Raw genomic sequence first — 12274 nt, 5'->3', positions numbered from 1 at the left:
GACGTGCCCCCGACCGGATCCGCCCCGACCACCAGCTCGCAAGCCGTGAACGCCGACTCGGTGTTCCCGCGGCTCGAGCCGCTGCTGCCCACGGTCCAGAAGCCGATCCAGTACGTCGGCGGCGAGCTGAACTCCACGCCGAAGCCCTGGGGCGACGACGACAGCACCGTCCGCTGGACGCTGATGTACCCCGACGCCTACGAGGTCGGGCTGCCCAACCAGGGCGTCCAGATCCTCTACGAGGTGCTCAACGAGCGCGACTGGATCGTCGCCGAGCGCACCTACTCGGTGTGGCCGGACATGGAGAAGGCGATGCGGGCCGGCGACGCGCTCGGCCCGATCCCGCAGTTCACCGTGGACAACCACCGGCCGGTGCGCGCCTTCGACCTGTTCGGGGTCTCCTTCGCCACCGAGCTGGGCTACACGAACCTGCTCACCGCGCTGGACCTGGCCGGGATCCCGCTGCACGCCGCGGACCGCACCGAGCTCGACCCGATCGTCGTCGCCGGCGGCCACGCCGCGTTCAACCCCGAGCCGGTCTCGGACTTCATCGACGCCGCAGTGCTCGGCGACGGCGAGGAGATCGTGCTGAAGATCTCCGAGGTGGTCCGCGAGTGGAAGCAGGAGCTGGCCGCCCGGGGCGGCTCCTTCGACACCGGGCGCACCCCCCGCGACGAGCTGCTCTACCGCCTCGCGGTCTCCGGGTCCGTCTACGTACCGCGGTTCTACGACGTGGACTACCACCCGGACGGCCGGATCAAGCGGGTCGCGCCGAACACCACCGGGGTCCCGTGGCGGGTGCACAAGCACACCCTGATGGACCTCGACGCGTGGCCCTACCCCAAGCAGCCGCTGGTGCCGCTCGCCGAGACCGTGCACGAGCGCTTCTCGGTGGAGATCTTCCGCGGCTGCACGCGCGGCTGCCGGTTCTGCCAGGCCGGCATGATCACCCGGCCGGTGCGGGAGCGCTCGATCACCACGATCGGCGACATGGTCGAGAACGGCATCCGCAAGTCCGGCTTCGAGGAGGTCGGGCTGCTCTCGCTCTCCAGCGCCGACCACACCGAGATCGGTGAGGTCGCCAAGGGCCTGGCAGACCGCTACGAAGGCACCAACGTGTCGCTGTCGCTGCCCTCCACGCGGGTCGACGCGTTCAACATCACCCTGGCCAACGAGTTCTCCCGCAACGGCCGCCGCTCCGGGCTCACCTTCGCCCCCGAGGGCGGGTCGGAGCGGATGCGCAAGGTGATCAACAAGATGGTCAGCGAGGAGGACCTGATCCGCACGGTCGCGGCGGCGTACTCCCACGGCTGGCGCCAGGTGAAGCTGTACTTCATGTGCGGCCTGCCCACCGAGACCGACGAGGACGTCCTGGAGATCGCCGACCTGGCGAAGAAGGTGATCGCCAAGGGCCGCGAGGTCTCCGGCCACAACGACATCCGCTGCACCGTCTCCATCGGCGGCTTCGTGCCGAAGCCGCACACCCCCTTCCAGTGGGCCGCCCAGCTCGACTGGGAGACCACGGACGCGCGCCTGAAGAAGCTGCGCGACGACGTGCGCACCGACAAGCGGTACGGCCGTGCCATCGGCTTCCGCTACCACGACGGCCGTCCCGGGATCATCGAGGGACTGCTCTCGCGGGGCGACCGGCGGATCGGCCGGGTCATCGAGGCGGCCTGGCGCGACGGTGGCCGGTTCGACGGCTGGAGCGAGCACTTCTCCTACGATCGCTGGGTCGCCGCGGTCGAGGCCGGGCTGGCCGGCACGCCGGTCGACCTCGACTGGTACACCGTCCGGGAGCGCGAGCACGCCGAGGTGCTGCCCTGGGACCACCTCGACTCCGGCCTGGACAAGGACTGGCTGTGGGAGGACTGGCAGGACGCCCTGCTGGCCGCCGACCCGGACGCCGACAGCCCCGAGGTCGAGGACTGCCGGTGGACGCCGTGCTACGACTGCGGCGTGTGCCCGCAGATGGACACCGAGATCCAGATCGGTCCCACCGGCCAGAAGCTGCTGCCGCTCGCGGTGGTCTGATGCCGGGCGTGACCGTGCGGCTCGCCGAGCGCGGGGACGAGGCCGTCATCGCCGGGCTGCGGCACCGGTGGGCCGAGGAGCAGGCGGGCGCCCCGATCGAGGACGGCGGCTTCGCGGAGGTCTTCCACGCCTGGTTCGAGCGCGAGCACGAGCAGCGGCTGACCTGGCTGGCCCACGCCGGCGGCGAGGCGGTGGGGATGCTCAACATGCTGGTGTTCACGCGGATGCCCAAGCCGGACGACGCGCGCACCGGCCGGCCCGGACGGTGGGGCTACGTCGCCAACGCCTACGTCGCCGACGGGCACCGCGACGCCGGCATCGGCGCGCTGCTGCTCGGTGCCTGCACCGCGCACGCGGACCGGGAGCGCTACGCCCGGCTGGTGCTGAGCCCGAGCGAGCGGTCGGTGCCGTTCTACGCCCGGCACGGCTTCGAGCCGGCGACGAGCCTGATGGTCCGACGGGCCCGCTGACACCGGCACCGGCCAGTGGCCCGTCTGTGCGCTTGCCAGCGCCCGGTCAGGCCGTGCGGTGCGCGACCGGGCTGGGCAGCTCGTCCTCGAGGTAGCGCGGCCGCGCCACGAACTGGCTGGCGACCAGCTGGCCGACAGCCAGGACCGACAGGGTGCTGAGCGGGACCGTCCAGCCGCCGGTCCGGTCGTAGAGGATGCCCATCCCGAACGGCCCGACCGCGGCGATGAGGTAGCCGACCGACTGGGTGAACCCGGACAGGGCCGCCGTGCCGGCGGAGGTGCGGGTGCGTAGCCCGATCAGCGTGAGCGCCACCGGGAAGATGGACAGCGCGGCCCCGACCACCGCGGCCCACACCCAGCCGCCGCCCACCGGGGCCACCATCAGGCCGAGGTAGCCCACAGGCAGCAGCAGCGACAGCACCGCCAGCAGCCACCGCGGGTCGGTCAGCCGGACCGTGACGGTCGGCAGCACGAACGACAGCGGGATGCTCATCGCGGTGATCACGCCGAGCAGCAGCCCGGCAGTGGCCGGGTCGAAGCCGGCGTCGCGGTAGATCTGGGCGAACCAGCCGAACACGGAGTATGCCTGGAGCGACTGCAGCCCGAAGAAGATCGCCATCGCCCAACCCAGCTTGGTCCTGGCCACCGCCCCCAGGGTGACGTCGTGGGGCGCACCCGCGGGGGTGGTGTCGTGCCGGATCAGGCCCAACCAAGGCAGCGCCGCCACGAGCGCCGTCGTCGCCCAGATCCCGATGCCCCAGCGCCACGACCCGAAGGACTCCGCAGCTGGGACGGTCAGCACCGAGGCGAGCGTCAGGCCGATCGCCAGGGCGGTCGTGTACACCGAGGTCAGCAGCCCGATCCGGGTGGGGAAGTGCAGCTTGACCAGGGTCGGCAGCAGCACGTTGGCGGTCGCCATGCCGGCGAGCGCGAGCAGCGAGAGCACCAGGAAGAGCGGGACCGAGCCGGTCGCCGCCCGGCCGGACAGCCCGAGCACCACCGCGGTGAGGGCCAGCAGGGTGATCCGGTGCAGCCCCACGGTGCGGGCCAGCCAGGGCGCCAGCGCCCCGAAGCCGGCGAAGGCGAGCACCGGGAGGGTGGTGAGCATGCCCGCGGTGGTCGCCGACATGCCGAGGCCGGTGCGGATCTCGTCGAGCACCGGCCCGACGCTGACCGCGGCCGGCCGCAGGTTGAACGCGAGGACCACGATGCCGAGCAGGACGAACAGGCGCTGGGCGCGGGTCGAGGGCTGCTCGGCGGGAGCTGTCACGGCTCAATCCTGCGCGAGCCCCGGCCGGACCGGCGCACCGGCCCCTCCCTAAGGTGGGCCTCGTGCGCGAACAGCCGGAGCAGCAGGCCCCACCCGTCCAGCGCCTCCGGGTGCGCTACGCCAAGCGGGGCCGGTTGCGGTTCACCAGCCACCGGGACTTCTCCCGTGCCTTCGAGCGCGCGCTGGTCCGCTCCCGGATCCCGGTGGCCTACTCGTCCGGCTTCAACCCGCACCCCCGCATCTCCTACGCCGGCGCGGCCCCCACCGGCGCGGCCAGCGAGGCGGAGTACCTCGAGATCGGCCTCGCCCAGGTCGTCGAGCCCGACGACGTACGAGCAGCCCTCGACGAGGCGCTGCCGACCGGTCTCGACGTGCTCGAGGTGGTCGCCTCAGCGGGAGGCTCGCTCGCGGACCGGCTCGAGGCGAGCGCGTGGCGGATCACGGTCCCGGGCTGGTCGCCCCTGCAGGCCGCCGAGGCGGTGGCGCGCTTCCTCGACACGCCCGAGGTCCTGGTCGAGCGGATGACGAAGAAAGGGCTGCGCACCTTCGACTGCCGGGCGGCCGTCGTGTCGCTCACGTCACACGGTGCGCCGGGCGGCGGCGAGGAGTGTGCGATACTCGACGTGGTCTTGCGACACGGAACTCCGTCCGTGAGACCCGACGATGTCCTCGCCGGCCTGCGTGACACGGCCGGGCTCGAAGGCGGTGTCGCTCCTCTTCATGAGCGGCTCGCCCAAGGTCCGCTGGTCACGGGGGACGGCACGGTGGGTGATCCACTGGCGCACGACCGCGACACGGCTTGATCTGTGGGTGACAGCAGCAGATCGCTCCGGCCGATGACCGCGGAACGCGTCGGAGGGTGACCCCGAGACGCTTTGACGGGGGATGTCGTCGCAGCTCCGGCGCGCGACCTGGCGCCCGGGGCCGCCATCCGCAGGCTTGCGTGCGCGGTTCGCCGTCGCACGAACGACACGCCCCGGTGTGCCGCGCGTAGGACCGCGCCCCCCGGGCCGAGGAGAGCAGATGCTCGACGACGACACCACCGCGACACCCACCCCCGAGGACACCGCAGCCGGCGAGGCACCTGCCGACCGTTCCAGTGACGCGCCGGGGGACACGAGCCCCGAGGACGGCTCGACGGCCCCCGCCAAGAAGGCGGCGGCCAAGCGGGCGCCCCGGAAGGCGCCCGCGAAGAAGGCCGCCGCGGCCAAGGCCCCGGCGAAGCGGGCCACCAGGAAGGCCGCCGCCGCCGACGCCGGGCAGGCACCCGTGGAGGGCGCCCCCACCGACCAGACCCTCCCCGGCCTGACCGACGCGCCGGCTGCCGAGACCGCGGCTGTCTCCTCCGCCGAGACCGCGGCCGTCTCCTCCGCCGAGGACGCCGAGCAGGCCTCCGCGCCGGCGAAGAAGGCCGCCGCCAGGAAGACCGCCGCGAAGCGGGCTCCGCGCAAGGCGACGGCGAAGAAGGCCGCCGCCGAGGCGCCGGCCGACCTGCTCGGGGGAGCGGCTGCCGATGCCGCGGACGTCGTGACGACCGACGAGGACGAGGAGGCCGCCGCCGAGGCTGCTGCCGCCGAGGCCGCCCTCAGCGGGACCACCCCGGCCGCCACGTCGGCCGTAGCCCCTCCGGTCGTGCTCTTCCAGCCGCCGGACACCGCCCGGGCCACCCCTGCCCGCCGTACCCGCAAGACCGCCGCGACGCGGGCCGCCGAGGCGGCCGCCGCGGCAGAGAGCGCCGAGAGCCCGACGACGTCGGCCGAGGTGGACGGCGCCGACGTGAGCGCCGACGACACCGCCGCCCCGGCACCTGTGAAGAGGACCAGCCGCCGGCGCACCAGCCGTACGGCGGCCGCCGAGCCGGCCGCGGAGGAGACCGACTCCGAGCCGACCGAGCCGACCGAGCCGGGCGCCGAGCAGGCTGAGGACCAGGACGACCGCGACGATTCCGGCGACAACGGGGAAGCCGGCGGCAACGGCCGCCGCCGTCGCCGTCGGGGCGGACGCCGCCGTCGCAAGGGTGGCAACGGCGAGGACGGCGCTGACGCCGAGGGCTCCGAGGAGGAGACCGGCTCGCCGGCCAACGGGCAGGGCGGCCAGGACCGGTCCCCGAACAACCGTTCCGGACAGGGCGGCTCCAACGGCTCCAACGGGGCGAACGGGGCGAACGGGGAGAAGAAGGACGAGGACGCCGAGGCCGAGGGCACCTCGACCCGCCGTCGTCGTCGCCGTCGCCGTTCCGGTGACGAGGGCGACTCCGGTGACGAGCCGGAGAACACCGTCACCCGCGTGCGCCGGCCGCGCAACCCCGAGGACGAGATCACCGCGCTCAGCGGCTCCACCCGCCTCGAGGCCAAGAAGCAGCGCCGCCGGGAGGGCCGCGAAGCCGGCCGCCGCCGCGCGCCGATCGTCAGCGAGGCGGAGTTCCTGGCCCGACGTGAGGCCGTCGACCGGGTGATGGTGATCCGGCAGAAGAAGGACCTCACCCAGATCGCTGTCCTGGAGGACAAGGTCCTCGTCGAGCACTACGTCGCCCGCGAGTCGCAGACCTCACTCATCGGCAACGTCTACCTCGGCAAGGTGCAGAACGTCCTGCCCTCGATGGAGGCCGCCTTCATCGACATCGGCAAGGGCCGCAACGCCGTCCTGTATGCCGGCGAGGTCAACTGGGACACGCTCGGCGCCGGCAACGGGCCGCGCAAGATCGAGCAGGTGCTCAAGTCCGGCCAGTCGGTGCTGGTGCAGGTCAGCAAGGACCCGATCGGCCACAAGGGCGCCCGGCTGACCAGCCAGATCAGCCTGCCGGGCCGGTTCCTGGTCTACGTCCCCGACGGGACCACCAGCGGCATCTCGCGCAAGCTCCCGGACACCGAGCGCAACCGGCTCAAGAGCCTGCTCAAGGAGATCGTCCCCGAGTCCGCCGGCGTGATCGTGCGGACGGCGGCCGAGGGAGCCAGCGAGGAGGAGCTGACCCACGACGTGGAGCGGCTCACCGCGCGCTGGAGCGACATCGAGGCCAAGGTCGCCAAGGGCAACGCCCCGGCGCTGCTCTACGGCGAGCCGGACCTCACGCTGAAGGTGGTCCGCGACCTGTTCACCGAGGACTTCGGCAAGCTGGTCGTCTCCGGCGACGACGCCTGGGACCTGGTCGAGGACTACGTCGAGCACGTGGCGCCGGACCTGTCGGACCGCCTCGAGCGCTACGACAGCGAGGACGACGTCTTCGCCGCCTACCGGATCGACGAGCAGATCGCCAAGGGTCTCGACCGCAAGGTCTGGCTGCCCTCCGGAGGCTCGCTGATCATCGACCGCACCGAGGCGATGACCGTCGTCGACGTGAACACCGGCAAGTTCACCGGCTCCGGCGGAAACCTCGAGGAGACCGTCACCAAGAACAACCTCGAGGCCGCCGAGGAGATCGTGCGCCAGCTCCGGCTGCGCGACATCGGCGGCATCATCGTCGTGGACTTCATCGACATGGTGCTCGAGAGCAACCGCGACCTGGTGCTGCGCCGGATGGTGGAGTGCCTCGGTCGTGACCGGACCCGCCACCAGGTCGCCGAGGTGACCTCGCTCGGCCTGGTGCAGATGACGCGCAAGCGGATCGGCACCGGCCTGCTGGAGGCGTTCAGCGAGAACTGCGAGCACTGCCAGGGCCGTGGGCTGATCGTCCACCACGAGCCGGTCGAGAACCGCAAGCGGGTGGAGGAGGAGCCGCGTCGCGGTCGCCGCCCCCGAGGTCGTCAGGAGGACGAGCGGCCGCAGGGCAACGGCGGTCCGACCGCCATGCCGTCGCCGAAGGACATCGCCGCGATGGCGCGCGCCCACGTCGACTCCGACGGCGAAGAGGGCCGCACCCCGGTCGCGCCCGCGGTGGAGGTCGACGGTGCGTCGACGGCCGTCGAGCAGGCGGTCGAGGTCCCGGTCGAGCAGGGCTCCGAGCCGGGTCGCGAGCGGGCAGGCGAGGCGTCCCAGGAGGACCGTGGCGTCGAGCAGCCCCGTGAGCGCAGCCGGCGCTCCCGTGGCCGTGGCCGGCAGCAGTCCGAGGAGCGCACCGAGCGCACCGACGAGGGCACCGACCGCGCCGAGGAGCGCATCGAGCGCGCCGACCGGACCGAGGAGCGCACCGAGCGCGCCGACCGGACCGAGGAGCGCACCGAGCGCACCGAGCGCGCCGACCGCGCCGAGGAGCGCACCGAGCGCGCCGACGGGGACCGGCAGCAGGCCCAGCCGACGCCGGAGCCGGTCACCGAGGCCCCGTCTGAGCAGCCGCAGCCGCCGAGTGCCCCGACGCAGGTCGAGCCGGTCGTCAGCGCCCCCGGATCGTGACCTCGTCACGTCGCCGGGTGGCCCGCCGCCCGGCGGGACCCCCCGCCGGGGCCGCCGCAGCAGACGCCGGCGCCGGCTCCGTTGCCGCGCCCGCCGAGGCCGCGACGACCGGTGCGGACGGCTCTGACGTCCCGACCGCTCCGACCGGTGCCGGTCCGCTGGATCCCGAGACCGACCGGGTCGAGGCCACGCAGGCGTCCGACGGCGCGGTCACGTCGCCGGAGGCCGCGGACCAGACCGGCCCCGAGGCCGGCGTACCGTCCGAGGAGCACGCAGACGGTGGCACCGACGGATCCGGTGACGTGGACGAGGACGGGGCCGAGCGCTCCATCGCCATCCACGTGCCGGTGAAGAAGAAGGGCGTCCGCAAGCGCTGAGGCGCTGGTCGGTCCGCCCGGCCGCTTCTCATCCGCGAACTTCCCATGGCTGACTGATGCTTCCCTCGGGCTTCGGCCCGTGGGAAGCATCAGACTTCCTGCATACCGTGGTAATCATGGGGCGGGGGAGCGGCCGTTTTGACCGGGCCCGAGTGTGTCCGTAGACTTGTCGATCGGTGTGTGACACACGCCGTCCCCGTGTGCCCCGGTCCGCCGGCAGGTGTCGGAGTGCCCCCCGAGGGGGCCTCTGGACCGCACACGGGCCCGAGAACCCGAAGTCCCGAGCAGAGAGTGAGACCGCGGTGTACGCGATCGTGCGCAGTGGCGGCCAGCAGCAGAAGGTTGCTGTCGGCGACGTCATCGAGATCGACAAGGTTGCAGGAGTGGTGGGCGAGTCCGTCACCCTGCCCGTGGTCATGCTCGTCGACGGCGAGAAGGTCACCGTCGGCGCGGACGCGCTCGGCAAGGCCAGCGTGACCGCCGAGGTCCTCGGCGGCACGAAGGGCCCGAAGATCACGATCCTGAAGTACAAGAACAAGACCGGCTACCGCAAGCGCCAGGGTCACCGTCAGAAGTACACCCAGGTCAAGGTCACCGACATCTCCCAGTAGCTCGGAGGGTGACCGGCCCCGGGTCGGACGGCTTCGAACCTCACCTCCTCTTCGACACCAAGGACTGACACATGGCACACAAGAAGGGCGCAGCCTCGACCAAGAACGGTCGGGACTCAAACTCACAGCGTCTCGGTGTGAAGCGCTACGGCGGCCAGCTCGTCAACGCGGGCGAGATCATCGTGCGCCAGCGCGGCACCCACTTCCACCCCGGGAGCGGCGTCGGCCGCGGCGGCGACGACACGCTGTTCGCCCTCGTCGGCGGCAACGTCGAGTTCGGCACCAAGCGCGGTCGCCGCGTCGTGAACATCGTTCCGTCCGCCGGGTGAGCTCGGCTTCCTAGTTCGTCGCACCATCGTCGCAAGGGGCGCCCTGCTCGACCGAGCAGGGTGTCCCTTCGTTGCTTTTCCGGTCGCCCCGTGACCACCCCGCACGTTCCACATCCAGCCAGGAGCTGATCCGCATGGCCGTCCCCACCTTCATCGACAGGGTCGTCCTGCAGGTCACCGCCGGCAGCGGCGGCAACGGCGTCGCCTCCGTGCACCGCGAGAAGTTCAAGCCGCTCGGCGGTCCCGACGGCGGCAACGGCGGCCCCGGCGGCAGCGTCATCCTCCGGGTGGACCCCGACGTGACCACCCTCGTCGACTACCACCACAGCCCGCACCGGCGTGCCGAGTCCGGCGGCCACGGTGCCGGCTCGCACCGCAACGGCGGCCACGGCCACGACCTGGTGCTGCCGGTGCCCGACGGCACCCTGGTCACCGACGAGGAGGGCACGGTGCTGGCCGACCTGGTCGGCCCGGGCACCGAGCTGGTCATCGCGCAGGGCGGCCGCGGCGGGCTCGGCAACGCGGCGCTGGCCTCCTCCAAGCGCAAGGCGCCGGGCTTCGCGCTGCTCGGTGAGCCCGGCGACGACCGCAGCATCGTGCTCGAGCTCAAGGTGGTCGCCGACATCGGTCTGGTGGGCTTCCCCAGCGCCGGCAAGTCCAGCCTGATCGCCGCGCTCTCCCGGGCCCGGCCGAAGATCGCGGACTACCCGTTCACCACCCTGGTGCCGAACCTCGGCGTGGTCACCGCCGGCGACACCACCTTCACCGTGGCCGACGTGCCCGGCCTGATCGAGGGGGCCAGCGAGGGCCGCGGCCTCGGCCACGACTTCCTGCGCCACATCGAGCGGTGCGCGGCCCTGGTGCACGTGATCGACTCCGCCACCATGGAGCCCGGCCGCGAGCCGGTCGGCGACCTCGACGTCATCGAGAACGAGCTCAAGCGGTACGGCGGCCTGGAGGACCGGCCGCGCCTGGTCGCGCTCAACAAGGTCGACGTGCCCGACGGCCGGGACCTCGCCGAGATCGTCCTGCCCGATCTGGAGGCGCGCGGCCTGCGGGTCTTCCAGGTCTCCGCGGCCAGCCACGAGGGGCTGCGCGAGCTGTCGTTCGCGATGGCCGAGATCGTCGCCGAGGCCCGGGCCGCCCGGCCGCTCGCCGAGGCGACCCGGATCGTGATCCGGCCCCCGGACACCACCGGCGGCCCCGAGTTCACCATCCGCGAGACCGGCGAGGGCTGGCGGGTGCGGGGCGTGAAGCCGGAGCGCTGGGTCCGGCAGACCGACTTCAGCAACGACGAGGCGGTCGGCTTCCTCGCCGACCGGCTCAACCGCCTCGGGGTCGAGGAGCGGCTGCTCGCGCTCGGCGCCCAGGAGGGCGACGCGGTGCTCATCGGCGAGGCCGACAACGCGGTGGTCTTCGACTTCAAGCCGATGATGATGGCCGGCGCCGAGATCCTGGGTCGCCGCGGCGAGGACGTCCGGTTCGAGGAGAGCCGACCGTCCGCGCTGCGCCGCCGGGCGATCGAGGAGGCGATGGCCGACCGGCGCGAGGGCGAGACCCGCGCCGACGTCGCCCGCCGCTTCGGGATCGCCGAGCCGACGCCCGACGAGCTCGAGGCCCCCGGCGACTGGGGCTGGTCCGAGGACGACCCCGGTGAGGTGGCCGTCCCGGAGGGCCAGGAGTGAGCACCCGCCGCGGCGTCCTCGACGCCGCACGGGTCGTGGTGAAGATCGGCTCCTCGTCGCTCACCAGCGCCACGGGCGGCATCGACCCGGAGCGGATCAGCGCTCTCGTCGATGCGCTGGCCGGGCTGCGCGGTCGTGGCGCCGAGGTGGTGCTGGTCTCCTCGGGGGCGATCGCCGCCGGCCTGGCGCCTCTGTCGCTGCCGCGGCGCCCCCGCGACCTGGCCACCCAGCAGGCGGCGGCCTCGGTCGGCCAGGGCCTGCTGGTGCACCGCTACACCGAGGAGTTCGCCCGGCACCAGGTGGCGGTGGGCCAGGTGCTGCTCACCGTCGACGACGTCACCCGGCGCAGCCACTACCGCAACGCCTACCGGACCTTCGCCAAGCTGCTCGAGCTCGGCGTGGTGCCGATCGTGAACGAGAACGACACGGTGGCCACCTCCGAGATCCGGTTCGGCGACAACGACCGGCTGGCCGCCCTTGTCGCGCACCTGGTGCACGCGGACCTGCTGCTGCTGCTCAGCGACGTGGACGGGCTCTACGACGGCCACCCGGACCAGGACGGCACCTCGCTGCTCAGCGACGTCGGGTCCACCTCCGACCTCGACGGTGTCGACGTGGGCCGTCCGGGCCGGGCCGGGATCGGCACCGGCGGGATGGTGACCAAGGTGGAGGCCGCCCGGATCGCGACCGGCGCCGGCATCCCGGTGGTGCTGACCTCGGCCGCGCAGGCTGCCGCGGCGCTCGCCGGGGAGCCCGTCGGCACGATGTTCCACCCCACCGGCCGGCGCCGGCCGACCCGGCTGCTGTGGCTGGCGCACGCCACCGAGCCGAAGGGCAGCATCGTGCTCGACCCCGGGGCGGTGCGAGCGGTCGTCGAGCGGCGCGCCTCGCTGCTGCCGGCCGGCATCACCGGGGTCACCGGCAGCTTCGTCGGCGGCGACCCGGTCGACCTCGTCGACCCCGACGGCACCCCGGTGGCCCGGGGCCTGGTGAACTACGACTCCGAGGAGCTCCCGGGGCTGATCGGCCGCTCCACCCACGACCTCGCCCGTGAGCTCGGTTCGTCCTACGAGCGCGAGGTCGTGCACCGCGACGACCTGGCGCTGCTGACCGACTGAGCCCGGCGGGAGAACGGCGTCCGGTACAGCCGGGACAGGCCAAGGATTTGTGGG

Annotated in this window: 10 protein-coding genes; 9 read left to right on the top strand and 1 reads right to left on the bottom strand. The window is 73.0% G+C overall.

Going from position 1 to position 12274, the window contains the following annotated elements; genetic code table 11:
• The first annotated feature begins 45 nt into the window (after positions 1–45).
• Positions 46–2034 carry a TIGR03960 family B12-binding radical SAM protein gene (locus H9L09_RS02705; protein ID WP_187579232.1) on the top strand — a complete coding sequence of 663 codons (1989 nt, stop codon included), beginning with the start codon at positions 46–48 and terminating at the stop codon, positions 2032–2034.
• A gap of 8 nt (positions 2035–2042) precedes the next feature.
• On the top strand, positions 2043–2504 hold the full coding sequence (locus H9L09_RS02700) for a GNAT family N-acetyltransferase (RefSeq protein WP_223164189.1): 462 nt from the start codon (positions 2043–2045) through the stop codon (positions 2502–2504).
• Positions 2505–2550: 46 nt separating this feature from the next.
• Here H9L09_RS02700 and H9L09_RS02695 read toward each other — a convergent pair whose 3' ends face one another.
• Entirely contained in the window at positions 2551–3774 is a 1224-nt protein-coding gene (locus tag H9L09_RS02695; protein ID WP_246456223.1) for a CynX/NimT family MFS transporter, read from the bottom strand.
• 62 nt (positions 3775–3836) lie between these two features.
• Between H9L09_RS02695 and H9L09_RS02690 the strand changes: the two genes are divergently transcribed.
• From H9L09_RS02690 to proB, 7 genes are all read left to right on the top strand, one after another.
• Positions 3837–4577, top strand: coding sequence for a TIGR03936 family radical SAM-associated protein (locus H9L09_RS02690; protein WP_187579230.1), 741 nt, complete (start codon positions 3837–3839; stop codon positions 4575–4577).
• Between the two features lie 220 nt (positions 4578–4797).
• Complete coding sequence (locus H9L09_RS02685) at positions 4798–8100, top strand: Rne/Rng family ribonuclease (RefSeq protein WP_187579229.1); 3303 nt, start codon at positions 4798–4800, stop codon at positions 8098–8100.
• Positions 8097–8477: a hypothetical protein gene (locus H9L09_RS02680; protein ID WP_187579228.1), complete on the top strand. Its 381-nt coding sequence runs from the start codon at positions 8097–8099 to the stop codon at positions 8475–8477. Before H9L09_RS02685 ends, H9L09_RS02680 begins: the two co-directional genes overlap by 4 nt.
• 302 nt (positions 8478–8779) lie before the next feature.
• Complete coding sequence (rplU, locus tag H9L09_RS02675) at positions 8780–9088, top strand: 50S ribosomal protein L21 (protein WP_187579227.1); 309 nt, start codon at positions 8780–8782, stop codon at positions 9086–9088.
• Positions 9089–9159: 71 nt separating this feature from the next.
• Complete coding sequence (rpmA, locus tag H9L09_RS02670) at positions 9160–9417, top strand: 50S ribosomal protein L27 (protein ID WP_187579226.1); 258 nt, start codon at positions 9160–9162, stop codon at positions 9415–9417.
• Between the two features lie 134 nt (positions 9418–9551).
• On the top strand, positions 9552–11102 hold the full coding sequence (gene obgE, locus H9L09_RS02665) for a GTPase ObgE (protein WP_187579225.1): 1551 nt from the start codon (positions 9552–9554) through the stop codon (positions 11100–11102).
• On the top strand, positions 11099–12220 hold the full coding sequence (proB, locus tag H9L09_RS02660) for a glutamate 5-kinase (protein WP_187579224.1): 1122 nt from the start codon (positions 11099–11101) through the stop codon (positions 12218–12220). The genes obgE and proB overlap by 4 nt, the downstream gene beginning before the upstream one ends.
• Positions 12221–12274: the final 54 nt, after the last annotated feature.

It is taken from the genome of Nocardioides mesophilus (assembly GCF_014395785.1).
GTDB lineage: Bacteria > Actinomycetota > Actinomycetes > Propionibacteriales > Nocardioidaceae > Nocardioides_B > Nocardioides_B mesophilus.
This window is presented reverse-complemented; position numbering and strand designations above follow the sequence as displayed.

Coding starts and splice junctions, on each gene's coding strand:
- rpmA (WP_187579226.1), top strand. CDS start 9,160: ATGGCACACAAGAAGGGCGCAGCCTCGACCAAGAACGGTCGGGACTCA.
- obgE (WP_187579225.1), top strand. CDS start 9,552: ATGGCCGTCCCCACCTTCATCGACAGGGTCGTCCTGCAGGTCACCGCC.
- H9L09_RS02685 (WP_187579229.1), top strand. CDS start 4,798: ATGCTCGACGACGACACCACCGCGACACCCACCCCCGAGGACACCGCA.